The sequence below is a fragment of the Bradyrhizobium nivariense genome (assembly GCF_029846695.2).
GTDB lineage: Bacteria > Pseudomonadota > Alphaproteobacteria > Rhizobiales > Xanthobacteraceae > Bradyrhizobium.
Window position 1 is genome coordinate 16,446 of sequence record NZ_JARWCR020000086.1, and the last position, 17,386, is coordinate 33,831.

18 protein-coding genes and 2 pseudogenes are annotated in these 17,386 nt (G+C 60.2%); 12 read left to right on the forward strand and 8 right to left on the reverse strand.

Features of this window, described 5'->3' with window-relative positions; genetic code table 11:
* Positions 1-334: 334 nt before the first annotated feature.
* On the reverse strand, positions 335-973 hold the full coding sequence (locus QCM77_RS40145; protein ID WP_280096485.1) for a hypothetical protein: 639 nt from the start codon (positions 971-973) through the stop codon (positions 335-337).
* Here QCM77_RS40145 and QCM77_RS40150 point away from each other — a divergent pair.
* The 3 genes from QCM77_RS40150 (at position 966) to QCM77_RS40160 (ending at position 3,023) form a co-directional block, all read left to right on the forward strand.
* A complete protein-coding gene (locus QCM77_RS40150) occupies positions 966-1,433 on the forward strand; it encodes a hypothetical protein (RefSeq protein ID WP_280096486.1) in 468 nt (155 codons plus the stop codon). The genes QCM77_RS40145 and QCM77_RS40150 overlap by 8 nt on opposite strands.
* An 86-nt stretch (positions 1,434-1,519) precedes the next feature.
* Positions 1,520-2,377, forward strand: a complete 858-nt coding sequence (locus QCM77_RS40155) for a hypothetical protein (RefSeq protein WP_280096487.1) — start codon at positions 1,520-1,522, stop codon at positions 2,375-2,377.
* A 19-nt stretch (positions 2,378-2,396) separates the two neighbouring features.
* Positions 2,397-3,023: a DUF3455 domain-containing protein gene (locus QCM77_RS40160; RefSeq protein WP_347882426.1), complete on the forward strand. Its 627-nt coding sequence runs from the start codon at positions 2,397-2,399 to the stop codon at positions 3,021-3,023.
* 50 nt (positions 3,024-3,073) lie between these two features.
* Here QCM77_RS40160 and QCM77_RS40165 read toward each other — a convergent pair whose 3' ends face one another.
* The 3 genes and pseudogenes from QCM77_RS40165 to QCM77_RS40175 all read right to left on the reverse strand — a co-directional run.
* On the reverse strand, positions 3,074-3,475 hold the full coding sequence (locus QCM77_RS40165) for a hypothetical protein (protein ID WP_280096488.1): 402 nt from the start codon (positions 3,473-3,475) through the stop codon (positions 3,074-3,076).
* 262 nt (positions 3,476-3,737) lie between these two features.
* Positions 3,738-4,160 (reverse strand): hypothetical protein, encoded by a 423-nt coding sequence (locus QCM77_RS40170; protein ID WP_280096489.1) that lies wholly within the window; start codon positions 4,158-4,160, stop codon positions 3,738-3,740.
* A 604-nt stretch (positions 4,161-4,764) separates the two neighbouring features.
* Positions 4,765-5,523, reverse strand: a pseudogene (locus tag QCM77_RS40175) (BTAD domain-containing putative transcriptional regulator); the annotation flags it as partial.
* Positions 5,524-5,760: 237 nt separating this feature from the next.
* On the opposite strand from QCM77_RS40175, the gene QCM77_RS40180 reads away from it, so the two are divergent.
* From QCM77_RS40180 to QCM77_RS40190, 3 genes are all read left to right on the forward strand, one after another.
* Positions 5,761-6,195 carry a hypothetical protein gene (locus tag QCM77_RS40180; protein WP_347882427.1) on the forward strand — a complete coding sequence of 145 codons (435 nt, stop codon included), beginning with the start codon at positions 5,761-5,763 and terminating at the stop codon, positions 6,193-6,195.
* A gap of 65 nt (positions 6,196-6,260) precedes the next feature.
* Entirely contained in the window at positions 6,261-7,448 is a 1,188-nt protein-coding gene (locus QCM77_RS40185; protein WP_280096490.1) for a helix-turn-helix transcriptional regulator, read from the forward strand.
* A gap of 507 nt (positions 7,449-7,955) precedes the next feature.
* The gene (locus QCM77_RS40190) at positions 7,956-8,243 is read left to right on the forward strand and encodes a hypothetical protein (RefSeq protein WP_280096491.1); all 288 of its coding nucleotides are present in this window, start codon (positions 7,956-7,958) and stop codon (positions 8,241-8,243) included.
* 129 nt (positions 8,244-8,372) lie between these two features.
* Here the strand turns inward: QCM77_RS40190 and QCM77_RS40195 are convergent, their stop codons facing one another.
* Positions 8,373-8,963, reverse strand: a complete 591-nt coding sequence (locus tag QCM77_RS40195; protein WP_280096492.1) for a hypothetical protein — start codon at positions 8,961-8,963, stop codon at positions 8,373-8,375.
* A 246-nt stretch (positions 8,964-9,209) separates the two neighbouring features.
* Here QCM77_RS40195 and QCM77_RS40200 point away from each other — a divergent pair, with 246 nt between their 5' ends.
* Positions 9,210-9,977 (forward strand): restriction endonuclease, encoded by a 768-nt coding sequence (locus tag QCM77_RS40200; RefSeq protein WP_280096493.1) that lies wholly within the window; start codon positions 9,210-9,212, stop codon positions 9,975-9,977.
* 178 nt (positions 9,978-10,155) lie between these two features.
* Here the strand turns inward: QCM77_RS40200 and QCM77_RS40205 are convergent, their stop codons facing one another.
* The 3 genes from QCM77_RS40205 to QCM77_RS40215 all read right to left on the reverse strand — a co-directional run bounded on the left by QCM77_RS40205 (position 10,156) and on the right by QCM77_RS40215 (position 13,355).
* Positions 10,156-10,830: an HNH endonuclease gene (locus tag QCM77_RS40205; RefSeq protein WP_280096494.1), complete on the reverse strand. Its 675-nt coding sequence runs from the start codon at positions 10,828-10,830 to the stop codon at positions 10,156-10,158.
* Between the two features lie 921 nt (positions 10,831-11,751).
* The gene (locus QCM77_RS40210; protein WP_280096499.1) at positions 11,752-12,639 is read right to left on the reverse strand and encodes an SMP-30/gluconolactonase/LRE family protein; all 888 of its coding nucleotides are present in this window, start codon (positions 12,637-12,639) and stop codon (positions 11,752-11,754) included.
* 56 nt (positions 12,640-12,695) lie between these two features.
* A complete protein-coding gene (locus QCM77_RS40215) occupies positions 12,696-13,355 on the reverse strand; it encodes a GntR family transcriptional regulator (RefSeq protein WP_279689408.1) in 660 nt (219 codons plus the stop codon).
* Positions 13,356-13,584: 229 nt separating this feature from the next.
* Between QCM77_RS40215 and QCM77_RS40220 the strand changes: the two genes are divergently transcribed.
* From QCM77_RS40220 to QCM77_RS40240, 5 genes and pseudogenes are all read left to right on the forward strand, one after another.
* Entirely contained in the window at positions 13,585-14,601 is a 1,017-nt protein-coding gene (locus tag QCM77_RS40220) for a TRAP transporter substrate-binding protein (protein WP_279659356.1), read from the forward strand.
* Between the two features lie 76 nt (positions 14,602-14,677).
* Positions 14,678-15,187 carry a TRAP transporter small permease gene (locus QCM77_RS40225; RefSeq protein ID WP_280096495.1) on the forward strand — a complete coding sequence of 170 codons (510 nt, stop codon included), beginning with the start codon at positions 14,678-14,680 and terminating at the stop codon, positions 15,185-15,187.
* Positions 15,188-15,248: 61 nt separating this feature from the next.
* The gene (locus tag QCM77_RS40230; RefSeq protein ID WP_279689410.1) at positions 15,249-16,529 is read left to right on the forward strand and encodes a TRAP transporter large permease subunit; all 1,281 of its coding nucleotides are present in this window, start codon (positions 15,249-15,251) and stop codon (positions 16,527-16,529) included.
* Between the two features lie 32 nt (positions 16,530-16,561).
* Positions 16,562-17,056, forward strand: a complete 495-nt coding sequence (locus QCM77_RS40235; protein WP_280096496.1) for a type II 3-dehydroquinate dehydratase — start codon at positions 16,562-16,564, stop codon at positions 17,054-17,056.
* A gap of 14 nt (positions 17,057-17,070) precedes the next feature.
* Positions 17,071-17,386 (forward strand): annotated as a pseudogene (locus QCM77_RS40240) (hypothetical protein); the annotation flags it as partial.

The following is a 17,386-nucleotide window of genomic DNA, read 5'->3' on the forward strand; positions in this document are numbered from 1 at the left end:
CTGGGAAGATCCCTGAGCTCAGAGCGATCCTGACAGAAAGCGGCCGGTGCCAAATCGTTCGATCGGGGGATAAGCGGAAGTTTCAAAGAGACTGTGACTCGGACGCCAAACACGGCGGGCCGTCGCGTTCAACGCCGCCCACAACGGCAGCAGCGGCTGCAAGCAGCGATCAACTCGAAACACGTGTGAACTGAAAACAGGATCGCAGCGTGATTTTTGGCGCTGCGGGTTCTGTCTGGCTGATCCCGAAATGGAATCATTTAGGTCACGCCGAGTTGATCCATCCGGACCGGGACTTGCCGCCCAGTTCCTCCAATCGGAGGACGCAGCGCCTTCAAGACGGCGTCACTGTCGCTGCCGGGGAAGAGATCGGCAACCCGTCGCAAATTTTGAGTCGGCGACCAAATTCAGCGAGTGAACCATGAACGAATTCAAACATCACGTTAGATCGACCAGCTCCGTCGCAACGCTTGCGGTCGGATTTCTTCTGCTCGCGGCCGCGCCGGGTCACGCCGGACACCATGGCGGCAACAGTTCCGGCCAGGGTAGAGGCGACGACGCCAGGCACACCGCTGCCAATTTCGTCCGGAATGCCAATCAGTCCAATCTTGCTGCGCGTCTCGGCGGTGACAAGACTGGTCGCAAGTCCAACGCCGAGCCGAAGGCTGATGGCAGGCTTGATCGTGGCGGCAAGTTTGGCAAAGAGGCGGCCCACAAGCAGGACAAGTTCGGCAGCGACCGAGAGCGGGTTGCCACTGGCAAGCCAAAGATGGCGGCACTGGGCGACAAGACGTCTGCCCCGGTCGGCAAGCCGGTCGAGGCGACCGGCGAAAAATCTTCCCAGGCCATGCCGGGCAAGCCGGTGGCTTTCCAATTCTGCAAGCCCGGCCGGCGTCACTGCGCCCGTCAACACCATCCATCCGATCCTCAGTCCGCCCGCCGGCAACGTCACGGTGTCCAACGGCGTGACCAAGTATGAAATCCCCAACGGCGCGGGAGGCGTGTCGGCGTACTCCAGCGGTCCAGGCAAGATCACCGTGACCAACGGCAAGGATTCGGTGACCTTGAACGGCGGTTCGGTGACCGTGTCCAATGCGCTCGGTGTCGGAGCCGCGCAGAACAACGTTCAGGTCGGCGCCCGAAACGGCGAAGGCAAAACCGTCGTCAGCGTTGCGCCGCAGAAGCCGAGCGCGGCGGGCGATTTCACCACGGGTCCTGGGTCGATCACGGTTACGGGTGGCGATCTCAAGAACGCCGGCAAGGTTGCCGGTGCTGTGATCGTTGCTCCTGTCGTTGCCAGCACTATCGCCGCCGAAGCTGCCGTGGCAGCTCTTGTCGGGGGCATCGACGGGGGCATCAAGGGTGCCAAAGATACCTCTGTAGAGATCACCAAAGATATGGCCAAGGAGGCCTGGGACTTGCTCGGGTTCTAGCCAATCGCGTTCGTGCAGGGCGGCGGGTTTATTCCCGCCGCCTCCGAGCGCGGCAGCCCGTCAGCCAACCATTCGCGGAGATTAGAATGTCCAGACTTTCACGTCATACGATACCCGTCATCGCGCTTACGCTGATCAGCCTTGGTTTTTTTACCGACATATCGACTGCCGAACCCAAGACGAATGCTACCAATAAGAAGGTCTGCGCAAAATTGGGCGGAGACTTCAATGTCGAATATACGGGAGCGTCTAGTTGCATGTTGTATTCTGGCGAGACTCACAATTGTTCACCGTCGGGGGATTGCAAATGGGTAGATACCCGCACTCCTGGGAGCGCCCCAAACGGTCCGCAAGGTGGCACCAACAACAAGGTCATCGCCAAAGACTCAACCCCGGGCTGGAACGGCCAGTACACCACCGTCGTCGTCAGAGACGGGCGAGGCACCAGCACCTACACGGTTAAGCAAGGCGTCGAGATTGAAAACGGACAAATGATTCTGGCGCCGAACGGCGCCAGCTATCATGTCTGGGATCCCGAATTGGGCAGGCAACTCAAGGCCGCGGGTGTCGACGCCGCCTACGCCAATCCCGCCACCGCGAAAAACGAGTATGCGCTTGCGCGCGACAAGGTCGTCCGTGACCGCGCGATCGCCGCGGGCAAGCCTGTCCCTCAGCCGACCGGTCATCGCAACAACGACGCGCTAGGCAATGCCGTCCCCACCGTCAGGGATCATCGCAATGGCACGGCGACCGAGGTCAAGCCCGGCGCGCCGCCGCCGGCCGCCGCGCCCGGCACCGTAAGCAACTCGCCTGCACCTGACACTGGGCCAGCGGTCCGGGATCACCGTCAGCAAGCGGCCGGCTCCGGCCGTCAAGGAGGGGTGAGCGTTACCCAGGCGTCCAGATCGTCGGGCGGATCGAGTTCGGGATCTAAGCAGCAGTGAATCGAAAAAGGATCGCAGCGTGAAGAACCACGCTGCGGTCTTTCCCGAATGGCGTTCGATTCTGACCGAGAATTGTTCGACGCGCATGACCCGCGTCCTTGACGTATCAGTCATCACCCGTGAGAAAACCATGAACGATCGTAAACTGCCGCTATTGATCCTCGCGCTGAGCGTCGGATCGCTGACCGGGGCTATTGCGGCGCAGCCCTCGGCCGAGACTTTTGCAGAACTTGCGACGCCGGGTCTCGCAATAGCTACTGTTCTCCATGCAGAAGGCGCCCAAATCTACGAGTGCAGGGCCGCATCCGATGGCAATCTCGCCTGGCGGGCCCGTGAACCGATTGCCACGCTTGTCTTCGACGGCAGCACCGTTGGGCGCCATTACGCAGGCCCGCGCTGGGAGTACGTCGATGGCAGCGTCGTGCACGCCAAATTGGCCAGCAGCGCTCCGGGCGCGTCTCAGGACGATATCCCGTGGCTCAAGCTCGATGTCGTGGAGCAAAGCGGCAATGGAAAATTGTCGGGCGTGACAAACGTGGAGCGTGTCAACACCCGAGGGGGCGTAGCGCGCGGACCATGCGACCAAGCGGGCGCGTTCCGCAGCGTGCCGTACTCCGCGGACTACGTATTCTTGCGAAAGGGCTGATGCCCAAGCCCTGGTGCCGCGACATGCGGTGCCAGCCAGAGTCCAGCCGCTTAATCTGCCAGCAGATCGGTGATGGCCGGCCGACGGATAGCGGCACCCACAGTATCAAGCCCCATCCAGATGGCTGTCATGGTGCGCAGATCGACGGACACATAGAGGTCGACATCGAAACCAGGGTCAATCGAGCATAGATCGATGCCTTCCCCGGCCTCGACGAGCAGCCGCCAGGAGCGCTGCGCAGCCGAAAGCTCGGGGTAGACGAACTGAATTACGCTGCGCGTTCGCGGCATAGGGGTCGTATTCAGATTTCGTCGCATGACACCCCGGACCAGGGCAGGGAAAAGGCCGCTGGCGAAGCGTTGAATGGCGTCTACGAAGCTGGCCTGACCGAAATCAAAGCTAGACTCGCGAAATAGGCGGGACTCGTCCGCTTTTCTCTGCCGGTTCGGCACGGACTCCGGTTCGGGCCGGGCCGGCGAGATATTTTGGATTTTTCGATGGCACGCATTCCAGATTGGTTTTGAAGGCAGAGAATACTCGGCTCATGCCATCCAAGCGTCGCCGACGATAGTGACGCATGTCAGTCGCTTGTGAAGGACGCGGGCCGGCCGCCAGGCCTATCCGGTGAAGCTGGTCGCTGGGTTTTCTACGCCGTCGGCAGTTTAATGGGCACGCCAATTTTTGTCAGCGTGCCCTTCAGAGATCCTTACCGCGTCATGCGACAGGCCTGCACCTGTTTCTTCCGCCGTAGTTGAGACACTGCATCTTGCGCGGTTTCCCGAGCCCAATGGACCGGCCAGGCAGGCGATTGACGATCTGGCCGGCGCTATCGCGGATGACCGGCCGCACAATATTGCCGGCCGGATGCCGAACGACCGTCGAGGTCAACGCGATGGCAGACTTCGATGACGGAAGGCTGGGCTGCGCGGCTGTCAACGCAAGCGCGGGATTGGCAATAGCGGCCGCTGCACCTCCACCGATGGCGATCATACACGCAACTACAATATTTGGGATCTTGATCATGGTCTGGTTCTTTCCGGTGTGACGATTCTGTCCCTCAGCCAATTCCAGTAACATCGGCCAAACCGGCGCGCGTCCTCCGATCGGAGGTGCAGTCTTGCCTTGACCGAGGATCATCGCTCCATCTGCCCGCTAATCAGTTCATTCCATACGTCAGAGTTTCAGGGTCACCGCGCCGCGGGCTCTTTTGAGTCATTCGGTAGGAGATGACGCGGTCATTCACGGCGAGCGCAGTGTTCTAGGGAAGCAGCAGGGCCAACCTACGATCGCGTCGCGCGGCGCGACTCGGGGGTGCGTATCCTCCGGTCGAAGGACGCGAGGCCACAAATACAAGGCTACGATTCCCGCTTCACTTTTCAGTAGAACAAACGAGGACGTATATGGACCTCCTGTCTAGAATAAACTTTGCGATCGAGAATCATCCTGAAATGGCATTAGTTTTATGTTGTGCGATAGGTCTCCTCGTGGCTGGAGTGATTATCGCGATCGATCAACCCTCAGGCAGCGAATTGATTTTCTCCGGCTTACCGCCACGGGGCTAATACCGAGAAGGTTGCGAGCATGCTGACGAAGCGCCAGGGCGCCTACTCATAGACCGAGCTTGATTGGTGCGGGGTCGACTAAAGCGGAATGGCTTTAGGCTGAATCAACCGGCCACGGGCTCGTTCACCTCTCCCCGCTTGCGGGAGAGGTCGGCATAGGCGGCCCTTGGCCGCCGTTCACGCGTGCGCGCCGCCCGCAGCACGGTGCCGATATCTTCGGCCGTGACTTCGACGCCCGGGGCCGATCCGACCCGGTCGACAGCCCGATACCGCGACGGTCGAACAGGATGAGTCGTCCAAGCGCCATCAATGAAATGCACGGCACGAGGGATGCTCCCAAACGCGTTCCGCGTGTGACACGAAGCCAGGCACGATCAGGATATCGAGCTCGCATTTCCGTATGTCTGATACGCCAGATGTACGCCGGAGTCCTTCACATAGAGCGTTGTCGGCGCGGCATCGACCAGCGGCGGCGTGGTGGGGTCCATGAGCGCTTCGGTCGCGGCTTCGGGCGCAACCCCAACCCCGTCACGCAGCTGCTGCGTCAGCGCCGCGTGGTGCCGTTCTGCCGAACTTCGATCGCCGGCAAGCAGGAGGCTGCTGATCAAATGCCGGCCATACACCTCGCTCAGTGGATCGAGTTCGACGAGGCGTCCCGCGTGAGCTGTCGCGGCAAAATGTTCGCCGGCTGCATTCTTGTCCTGCACGAGGTGTTCCAGCCCATGCGTGAGCCGCCCTCTCAGCGCTTCGCGCCGAAAGAACGCCCAATCGTCGAACTCAGGACAATCGCCCAGCGAGAAGCCGGCGAGGAAGTCATCCCGATAGAGCAGGCAGGCTTCAATCAGCAGTGCAAGACCCTTGCGCAGGTTCAGCTTGATCGGGCGGTTGTCGCCATGGATCTTCGACCATCCGAGCGTCTGAAGCGAGAACCCAGTCATGAAATCTGCCCTTGCCCTATTCGGCGCTCCCGGGGACGCGCAGGGGACGGTCCGGCGCTAACAGTTGAATCCGATCGAGCCCGCTCGCTGTCGAACGGTTCAGGCCATTGTATTCGACTCCGCTGCCGCCGGAATAATCGGAAAATCCATTCATGTTCGCACGTCTCCTCATCCTGCTGTACGCCATTGTGACTTGTTTCAACTGTCTACGCGCTGGGTTTCTTAAGCAACACTCTCGTGCCAAGGTCGATCGATATCGGCGTACCGACGAACCAGGGCGAGGCGACAGCCGTCGATCTGCTGCTGCTCGTCATGTTTGCGATCCAGCATAGCATGATGGCACGCGTGATCTTCAAACAGTGGTGCGATTGTCCCACGAGTTATGCTTCCTCCCACGACAGGAAGAGCGGCAGCTTCGACCGGACGCCGATCCTGTTGGGTCTGATGTCGGCTGGGATCGAGGCACGGCCACGCCTGAGAGAAACGCTGCGTCATCACTGCCTGGGAGGCCGGCCGCGACGGGCGGAAACGCGTTGCCGCGGCCCGGCCTATGGAGAAGCTGGAACGTTGTTGGCTGTGGCTCGAGCGACGTGGATCGCCAAGTGCAGCTCGGGCGCGCCCGAAGCGTGTGCCGGACCGATTGAGGCCGAGCACCATCAAGTCTCCGGATGACACATTAGGCATGTCACTGTGCCGATCAATCGATCAATAGCGGAAGCGCTCAAGAGGTCTTGCAAATGAAGCCACAACGACGGCAAACAGTCTCTGAATTGCCCATCTTGCGAGATGACGGCTATGATCCTCAAGAACTAAGCGATGTTATTGGCGACCTCTACGACACCGTCCTCGATCATTCGCTGTGGATAGGTGCCATTGAAGGCGCGGCGCGTTTCGTCCGCGGCACCGGTGCGGCGCTGTATTCCAAGAACGTGGCCAATCAGGAGGGCAGCGCTCAATACGCGGCTGGAATTGACCCATATTTCACACGGCTCTATTTCGACAAACATGCGACGTTTGGTCCAACCACGGGTGGACAGTTTCTCGCCGAGATCGAGCAGCCCATTGCGGTTGCGGACCTGATGTCCCACCCTGAATTCCTGAAGACGCGATTTTGTCGAGAATGGGTGCCGCCGCAGGGTCCCCTCGATTGCGTCAACGTCGTTCTCGACAAATCGGCAACCAGCCTAGAGGTGTCCGGTGTCTTCCGCGGTGAGCGAGACGGCATGGTTGATGACGAAGCGCGGCATCGTATGCGGCTGATCGTTCCCCATATCCGCCGAGCGCTTCTGATCGGAAGAATGTTCGATTTGAAGGCCGCGGAGGCTGCGACGTTCGCCGACACGCTCGATGGCCTTAGTGTCGGCATGTGCCTCGTCGATGCGGGAGGCCGTATCGTTCATGCTAACGCCGCGGGGTACGCCATTATCGCTGTCAGCGATATTCTGCGCTCCGTCGGCGGCCGGCTTGTTGCCCGTGATGCGCAGGTTGATAAAACATTGCGTGAAATATTTGCCGCTGCTGGCCAGAGGGATGCCGCGCTTGGCAAAACGGGAATAGCGGTCCCGCTGGTCGGCAAGGACGATGAACGCTATGTTGCCCATGTGCTGCCTTTGATTTCGGGGGCTTGCCGTCGAGCCGGCAGAACCTACGCAGCCGCAGCGGCCTTGTTCGTTCGAAGGGCAGCCTTGGAAGTCCCGTCTGCGTTCGAAGTCATTGGCAAGGCGTTCAAATTGACGCCGACTGAGCTTCGCGTGTTGCTGGCTATTGTCGAAGTGGGGGGCGTTCCGGAGGTTGCAGCGGCTCTTGGGGTTGCAGCCACAACCATCAAGACGCATCTCGGCCGGTTGTTTGAAAAGACGGGAGCGACGCGGCAAGCAGATCTCGTTAAACTTGTCGCGGGATATGCGACGTCGCTAACCGCTTGAACGCGATCAGGCTGTTGAGAGCGCAAAGCGCCCGCGCCGGTTCCCCGGAGTAAGGTCGGTTTCATAACTGAAGGCTAGGTGGTGGCCGGCGTGCCGCCCAAAATGGCGATCCGCGCAGATGCCCGAGCCTTTCAACGGGAGCGCTTGACCGCGGACGTTGTCAGGATCATGTGCAATACCCCTTTTATGGGCGCTCCTATCTTGGCAACGCAACGAGGCACTACATCGTGCGACGGATACCCGTTTTCCCCGGACAAGGCCCAGGATGCGATCAGCAAGTCATTGATTATTATCAACTCAGCTGACTCTTAATCAGCGGCTCCGTCGGAATCGTGAATTTTACGTCGACGCATAGGTTTGCGTGGACCGCGTAAGAACGGCGGCTTCTGGCGGGCTATCAAGGCGCGAGGTCGGGAGTTAAGCTGCCCTCCGGTAAGAGAACAGCGCCTCCACAATAGTGGGTTTGGCCATGTAGCGGTCTCCCGCTACCAATTCCCCGAGCTTCGCATGTCCGTCCTTCACGAGGTGGTGCGTGTCCTGATCTTCGCGGATTGGGGATGCGCGGTCGTGCTCGTGGCGATGGCATCCCGCCTGGCATTTCTGAGAGCCGGAGAATTGCCAGCATCGCGCGGCCCGCTGACGCTCCGGCGCTCGCTGGCGAGCGAACTCTCAAAGGAATTCCACGCGTACAATCGCCAATTCATCCGTCTGATGCTCGCTCTCGCCTTGGTCTTGGCAGTCGGCGCCTTCTTGTTTTGGTTGGATATTCTGCTGGTTGGCGCCTCAAGCAATTGATGAGGTCGGCCGCCAGTGTCCTCGGCCTTAGCACTACGTAGGATGGGTAGAGCACTTGCGAAACCCATCATGCTTCGTCTTGGAATGGACATTGATGAGTTTCCTCTACCCATCCTACGATCCGACCCGTCACCTGCACGCTATTTCCAGTTCGTCAGAGTCGCGGAATGGCTCGTCCTTTTCGCTCGCCTTGGCATTGACAAACTTCATGCTAGCGCGAGGCGGCACCGCGAAATCTACATCCAAGTATGCTGTCCCAAGTCGCATTGTCCCTTGAATCCGCTTTGCCGTCGCGGCGCTGGTGACCAGCGCGGAGATCAGGACGCCTCCGTTTGCTGTCTTTGCGGCAATGGCATTTATCTTGGGAAGGTCGGCAGTGCCGGTCGACTTCAGACGCAGTCGAGCCTTCGGAGGGAGGCCCCAGGTTACTTTGAATGTGGTGACCTCATATCCCATCTGCTCCAGTATTGGCAGAGCATCGCCAACTTGTTGTGTAAAGGTGTTGAATTCCGTCATCACCCGACCGGTCGCGTCGGAAAAGTCAGGCAGGGAGAGGTCGGGCATCGAGGGCAGCGAGACGGAGGGGAGAGCGGGAATGGTGGGCATCAACTCCCGAGCCGACTTCGTTATGCTGTCAATTCGACTCGGAGCGGAAGCCTCTTCGCAGTGGGCAATAGAGGGAATGGCGATCAATAAAATCGGAAAAAATGATGCTCTCATATCGATTTTCCTAGCCAAAATGTGGGTTGCTACTATAAATCTGATTGCGACTATTAGGAAGCCATCATGCTAGATACAATTAGAGATGGCGTTAGGGAATGGTTAGTCGCTCGATTTGCGTCCGCCATCAAGCACACAACGCGGGCCGAGGATCGGGTGCTCGCTATTCGATGGCTTAGCGAGTCTCGGACTGTCATCGCGAGTGATCTGAGCCCGACGGAGAAATTCAGGAAACTGAACTCACTCATGAGTTCGCGAACGGCAATCGTTGCGATTGCAAGGAATGTTTCGGAAGCTGTTTCGAACTACCGCAACTCCGATCTCCCTCTATCCATGAAGATCGCTCTTCCCGCGACGTTAGCGGCTATCCCCTTGGTTGGGGCGCAGGGCGCCGGCATTGCTGCGTTCGGCAGTGCCGTCGGCGTGCCTGTGTTGTTGCTCGTTTTTCTGGGGACAGTGGGTATTACCTCGATCATCGAGGCCGTCGTGACGAGCCCGGAAGCGCGGCCTCATGTTGCCGAGATCATCGATGCCATCATTCAGGACGCGCGCTTACGCCATGCCAGCGCGCAAATGAAGGCTGCCATGAAGGAGCAGCCGATGGATCCCACTCGTTTCGCGACTCCACCAGAAGAGATGGCGCTTCGCGCTCATCTGCTGAGCATGGATCCGTTTCAGTTCGAGCGCCACACAATGAGTTTTTTCGACGCTGCGGGCCTTGAGGCATGGGCAACGCGAAAATCAAACGACTTTGGCGTCGATGGTTTCGCCGTTCATCCTGATGGCCTGATTATCGTTCAATGCAAACGAAACGCGTCCGAGAACAAGATCGGCCGACCAACGATCCAGCAGTTCAAGGGCGTTATTGAAGAGCAGAATGCTCATTGCGGCTACGTTGTCACGACCACCACCTTTACTGACGAAGCAATTGAGTCTGCCGCGCTGTCCCAGAAGATCGTACTGATAGACATTGGCGCACTTGTGCGGTGGCATGCAGACGCGCCCATGTTCTGATCAAGTAGGATGGGTAGAGCGCAGCGAAGCCCATCATGCTCATAGTTGGTAAGATTTTGATGGGTTTCGCTGCGCTCTACCCATCCTACGAGCTGTCCTACGTGAAGGAGTTACGCCGCCGAGGGTGAATCGGCGCCTCGGCCGTCATCAAGCATCTGAAGCACCCTATGCGAAGCGGTCAGTCCACCGATAATCCGCATCGCCGCTTCCGGCTCGTGAGGATCTCCGCTGGTGCGGAGGCCGCCGAACAGCTTAAATTGCCAGATCGACATCTCCGGGAAATCCATGCCTTGCGCGCCATCATACACGAGGGCGCCGGCGCCGATATTGCCCTCAATACGAGAGCGGGCAGTGCCGGACAGCAGCTTCCGATGAATCTCCTCCCCCTCCGGTTGAGGAAGCCCGCCCACACGCCGTGCGTTTGCCGGTCGAGGATCACCCCGAAGTGGTGATAGAGCAGTCCCTGGGTGATGAATTTGAACAGCTCGCCGACCCGGTCACCATCAAAGGGCAAGGTCATCGCCGGCACGAGGATGCCGTTTTGAAGTGTCAGCTGCTCCCGATGTCCGGCGGTCAGCTGCCCCTTTAGCTTGGCGTTTCTGTTCAGACGCGGCTCCACCATCTGCGACAGCACCACGAGCGCGTCCTGATGGTTGCTGGCGAACGGCAGCACAGACGTCAAATAGTGCTCATGCTCGCTCTTGACATTATTGCACGCTTTGCAGGCGGGCACCTTGGGCAAGTTCGCCCGGCGGCTAATCGGTAGAAACTCTCGCGCGAGCACGTGATCCATCGTCTCGGCGGGCGCTATGCCGCAGTAGACGCAGATTTTGCCGACGTGCCGTTTGCTCATCGGCATAGTATATCATGGCTTTTGGGGCGCGGATTTAGTGCCGGGCTACGCAGTCGATCAGAGAATCTCTATTCATCCGACACCCGCCCCAGCCTGAACGTCGGTCATAGGCCGGCAGCGCGATCGCGCAAGATACCCAACCATCTCCCGAAGGCGAGCAAGCCGGACAACCCTGTTTCCCCAACCCCGTCAACCCCTCCTCATAAAAATATTCCACTTTACCGAAATTCGGTTTTGGCGTATGTGTCGGACATCCCGGCTCATCCTTGAGGGGCGATCATGTGTCGTCATTTTTCGCGAGCCGGGCTTGCGGTGGACGCGGCAGCGTCGGGTGCGAGAGGTCTGGGGCAGGGCGGATTGCTCTCCGTGAGCCCAAAACTTCGTGCTGGATGAGCGGCGCTGTCAGGTTCGTCTCGTCTGTAAGTTTTCGGCTCCGTCGACAGGGCTGGAAAAACTGCGGCGAAATGGCGGACCGTGCGTACGGCAAAACCGTGTGGTCCTGGCCGTCGTTGCTACGGCCAAGCCCTGGCGAATGCGACAGTCGCGTCAACCGGCGCGGGGCCGGTAACTTTCGCGAGGACGAGGGAGGCCAGCAGGAACTCGGCTCCCGGGAGAGCACGGCATAAGCCGTCCAACCACTGCGCAGGGAAGGCCGAGTGATTGGCTACACCTGTATGCTGCTGTGCGGTTTTTCTGCGTGTGCTTTTCGCGCAGCGGACCGCGGGTGCCAGCCGGCACCCGGCCTTCCCTGTGCCCTCTTGGACAAGAGGGTGGAGCGATGAAGCAAAGCTCGGGCGAAATCTGTCGCGAGAACGAGAACTCATGTCCGCCGTCGGGAAGGTCGGTGGAGCAGGCCTTCGATGCGATCTGGAGCGATTGACCTCACGCGGCCAGGCCGGTGAATGGCCCGTTGGCAAGACTTCAGAATGAATTGCCGAAGCGGTGTTCTGGAAGCCCCTGTGTGATGCCATCAATGGCAAGAACATGGCCCGCTTCGGGTTCGAGGCTCAATTGCTCACGATCCAGAAACTTTCTCGCCGTCGTCACGAACAGGGTCTTTAGATCGTTTCCTCCGAAGCACACGCAGGTCGGATTGGTCGTCGGCAATGGAATGACGGTGTCGATCCGGCCGTCCGGTCGATAGCGTACCACCCGGCCGCCGGAGAAGAATGCGGTCCACAGTCCGCCGGCGACGTCGATACACGCGCCGTCGGGCCTCTCCCCGGAGGCGCTGTAATCCGCGAACAGCCGTCTGTTGCGGATCACGCCGTCGTCGAGATCGAAGTCGAACTGCCAGGTGCGGTATCGCCTGGTATCCGTGAAATAGAGCGTGCGATTGTCGGGTGAGAACGCGATTCCATTGGTCACGATGACATCGCCGAACATGTGCGCCGTCCGGCCGTCCGCGTCCACACGATACAGCGACCCGTTCGGTCGATGCAGCTGGTTGTCCATGGTGCCGATCCATAGCCGGCCCCGCGCGTCGACGCGTCCGTCATTAAGGCGGTTGTCGGGGCCGCTCTCGACCTCACAGAGCAGGCCTGGAGGGCCGTCATCGGACGCGCGGCGATAAAGGCCCAGATCCTGCGCGAGCAGGTGGCAGCCGTCCGCCGTCAGAGCCTGACTGCCGAGGAAGTTGCAGGCGTACGGAATGACCTGATGCGCGCCGGTCGCCGGATCGAAGGATTGATGCAGCCGCCGGTCGATGTCGATCCACCACAGCTTGCGGGAGCGGTCGCACCACAACGGCGTCTCGCCGAGGATGTCGCCTGCGGCGACCGCGGTCTCGACCCGATGCGCGGGGATCATGTCAGTCTCGCTGCTCGACGGTTGTGCCTGACGCTCCGACGTCAGGCCGCGGGCGATCAGCCCTCGTTCCAGGAGGCGAGGGCGTGCGCGACGCAGCCGTTGATGTGCTCGGTGAGCACGGCTCTGGCGCTTTTGATGTCGCGCTTGAGGGCGCATTCCAACAGCGCCTTGTGCTGATTGATCGTCTCCGCGCCGCGGTAGCGCAGCGCATAGCGAAAATATTTGTCGAACACGACCGCGTGGGTCTGCATCAGCTCGCGCGAACCGCAACTCGAGATCAGCGCCTGATGGAATTCGCCGTCGTAGCGTTTGCGCAGCTCGGGATCGTCGCCCTCAGCGAGGACGGTGCGTTCGGTCGCCGCCAGCTTGTGATGCGCGGACACCACGCGGCCTTCCCACTCGACGTCGCCGGCACGGAACGACTCGGCCATCGCATGATGCTCCAGCAGGATACGCAGACCGGCGAGCTCGCGCAGGTTCTGGATCGAGATCGGCGCCACCTCGAAGCCGCGCTGACCTTCGGCAACCACAAAACCCTCGGACGTCAGACGATTGAGGATCTCGCGCAGCGTGCTGACGCTGAGGCCGTAATCTTCCTTCATGGCATCGAGCTTGAGACGTCCGGATGGCGTGAGCACCCCGAAAATGATGTCGGCCCGGATGCGCTGATAGCCGCTGTCGCCCGCCGACAGAGGCCGTTCCTCGAGTGACGTCATGCCTTCTGATCCCGCCTGTCCGGATCGTCGGCCACCTCGGGAGGCGGCCGAACCATCAATGTTGCCAGCAATATAGCAGACTTCCGACGCCTGACGTATAGCAAAGTATCATATGAAACAGATATCGTCATTTGACACGGAAATATTTGTATGATGTCTAAATCAGCTGAGGGCGTGAAAAATGATGGCTTAAGCCGCCGTTCGTGCCCGATCGAACAGGGAGGAAACGATGAGCTTGTTGGTACGGGCGCTGTCTGCGACGGCGATCTGTGTGGCGCTGACGGTCGGCGCATCCGCTCAGGAGATTCAGGAGCGGACGATCAGGTGGGGGCACCTGAACAACACCGATCACCCCGTCAGCGCGGGGGTGCAGAAATTTGCGGAGATCCTGCTGGCGAAGAGCGGGGGCAAGATGAAGGTTCGCGAGTTCGCGGCCTCGCAGCTCGGCAACGAGCTGCAGCAGCAATCGGCGCTGCGCGGCGGCACGCAGGAAATGCTGTCGGCCTCGACGACGTCGCTCGCGACGGTCGTGCCGGAGTTCGGCCTCATCGACTTTCCATTCATCGTGAATACCGTCGAGCAGGCCGACGCTCTCGGGACCGGCAAATTCGGCACGTCGATGCTCGATAGTTTGCCGTCGAAAGGATTGATCGGTTTGGGATATTGGGGCCTTGGCTTCCGCAACGTCACGAACAGCACGCGGCCGATCACCAAGGTCGAGGATTTCAACGGCCTCAAGCTTCGCGTGATTCCCAACCCGGTCTACCTCGAGACTTTCGGGTCCTTCAAGGCCAATCCCGTTCCGATGGCTTTCGGCGAACTCTATTCGGCGCTGGAGACGCGCACGGTCGATGGCGAGGAGAACCCCTTCACGGTCATTCTCTCCAACAAGTTCTACGAAGTGCAGAAATACGTTTCCGCCACCAATCACACCTTCACCCTGAACATCATCCTGGTGAGCAAGGCCTTCTGGGACAAGCTCTCGCCGACCGAGCAGCGCCTGATGCGCGAGGCGTATGAGGAAAGCCGAGGCTATCAGAAGGAGCAGACCCGCCTTCAGACCGAAAAGGCCCTGTCGGAATTGCAGGCGAAGGGCATGCAGTACAATACCGTCGCGCCGGAGGAGCTCGATCGCATGCGCAAGACGGCGCAGCCGGTCGTCGACAAGATTTCCGCCAATCTCAAGCCGGACGCGGTCAAGCTCTTCAACGACGAACTCGACCGCATCCGCAAGGACGTGAAGTAGTCGACCTTGTCAGCATGCAAGAGGCGGAGCCGACCGGTCGGCCGGCTCTTAACCTGACTTTGCCCGGACGGCACCTATGGCACGATTTCTAGACCTCTATTGCACCTTCCTGAAGGGCATCATTGCCGCATTTCTTGCGGTGATGGTGGTGCTGGTCTTCGGCAACGTGGTTCTGCGCTACGGCTTCAACTCCGGAATCACGATTTCCGAGGAGCTGTCGCGCTGGTTCCTGGTCTGGCTGACTTTCCTCGGTGCGATCGTGGCGATGCGCGAGCACGCCCATCTGGGAGTCGATACCCTCGTGCGGATGCTGCCGGCTTTCGGCAAACGCATCTGCTTCATCATCAATTACGTCCTGATGCTGTTCGCCGACTGGCTTCTGCTCTCGGGAAGTTGGCGTCAGACGATCATCAATATCGACGATCGCGCGCCGGCTACCGGCCTGTCGCTTGGCATCTTCTATGGCGTGGGCGTGATCTTCGGCGTTTCGGCCGGAATCATCCTTCTCTACGACCTGTTCCGTGTCATTTCCGGACAGGCCAGCGAAGCCGACATGGTGGCCGTCAAGGAATCGGAAGAGCACTGATGTTGTCTCCCCGTATCGTGCCGCCCGGCGCTCACATCCTGAAAATCACCGGGATCGCGCCATGACGATTGCCGTCTTCACCTTCTCGCTGCTCGGCGCCATGGCGCTAGGCATGCCGATCGCCTTTGCGCTGATCGTCTGCGGCGTGGCCTTGATGAGCACAATCGACATGTTCGACGCCCAGATCGTGGCGCAGAACATCATCAACGGCGCGGACAGCTTTCCGCTGATGGCCATTCCCTTCTTTATGCTCGCCGGCGAAATCATGAACAAGGGCGGTCTGGCCAAGCGAATCGTCAACGTTGCGCTCGTGGCAGTCGGACATTTTCGCGGCGGACTTGGTTACGTCACGATCCTTGCGTCCTGCATCCTCGCGTCGCTCTCGGGCTCTGCGGCGGCCGATGCCGCGGCGCTGGCCGCCTTGCTGGTGCCGATGATGGTGGCGGCGGGCCACAAGAAGTCCTATGCGGCGGGTCTGGTGGCGGCCGGCGGCATCATCGCGCCCGTCATTCCGCCCAGCATCGGGTTCGTCATCTTCGGTGTCGCCGCGGGCGTGTCGATCTCCAAGCTGTTTCTGGCCGGGATCGTCCCCGGGCTGTTGCTCGGGGCAGGACTCTGCCTGGCCTGGTGGTGGGTGGTGCGCCAGGAGAACCTGACGCCCCCGCCAAGAGCATCGCTCTCGGAAATGGTGAAAGCGGTGGTCGACGGCTTCTGGGCGCTGATGCTGCCGGTCATCATCGTGGTCGGCCTGCGTTTCGGCATCTTCACGCCGACGGAAGCCGCAGTGGTCGTCGCCGTCTATTCGCTGTTCGTCGCGACCTGCATTTATCGGGAATTGAAGCTGTCGCAGCTTTATGAGGTGTTCGTCTCCTCGGCCCTGACGACCAGCATCGTGATGTTCCTGGTGGCCGCGGCGCTGGTGTCGTCCTGGCTCATCACGGTGTCCGAGATTTCGGCACAGGTCGTCACCCTGCTGAAGCCCTTCATGGGCAACAACACGCTCCTGATGCTGGCGATCATGGTCGTGGTGGTGATCGTGGGAACGGCCCTCGACATGACGCCGACGATTCTCATCCTGACGCCGATCCTGATGCCGATCGTCAAGGCGGCGGGCATCGATCCCGTTTACTTTGGCGTCCTCTTCATCATCAATAATGCGATCGGCCTGATCACGCCGCCGGTCGGTATCGTGCTGAATGTGGTTTGCGGCGTCTCCAGGATCAGCATGGAGGATATCATCAAGGGCGTCTGGCCCTTCATGATCGCGCAATTGATCGTCCTGTTCGCGATGGTGCTATTCCCGGGACTGGTGACGATCCCGGCCAAGTGGTTCGGCGGCTAGACGCGTCGGCAACAAAAGAAGGAAGAGCGAAAATGGCCGCAAGGATCGTGATCCTCAACGGACCCAATCTCAATTTCCTCGGCATCCGCGAGCCCCACATCTACGGCGCGACGACGCTCGAGCAGATCGAGGCGAGCTGCCAGGCGCTGGCCGATCAGCTCGGAGTTTCGGTGTCGTTCCATCAATCGAACATGGAGGGCGAACTCGTCAGCCTGATCCAGTCCGCCCATGGCAACGCGGACGCAATCATCATGAATCCCGCGGCCTATTCATTCACCTCGATAGCGCTGATCGATGCGCTGAAGATTTTTGAGGGCGTGAAGATCGAGGTGCATATCTCGAACATTCATGCGCGGGACGAGCTGCACCGCCACTCGATCACCTCGAGTGCCTGCACGGCGGTCATTTGCGGCCTGGGTCCTTATGGCTATCTCGCCGCGATGCTGGCCGCCGTTCAACGGCTGGGGCAATTGCCTGAGACGATTCCGCCGGCGCTGCGCGGGCTTGCGGCCGACGGCAAAGCGTAGGCAGGGAGGGCGGGATGCGCGGCACGGGATTTCTCGCCATCTGGAGCGACGTCGAGGCACACGACCTGGTCGACTACCGGCACTGGCTGACGCGTGAGCACACGACCGAGCGCGTGACGACGAAGGGCTTCCTGGCATCGCGTGTATTCCGCGCGGCAAGGGACGACATCGACCGCTTCTTCATTCTGTATGAGCTGGAAACGCCGGAGGTCCTCGACGGCGAGGCCTATCTGGCGCGCCTCAACGCCCCGACGCCGTGGTCACAGCGCATCATGCCGAAGCTCGGCAATTTCATGCGGGGAGGGGGTGTCATGATCGCGCGGGGAGGGC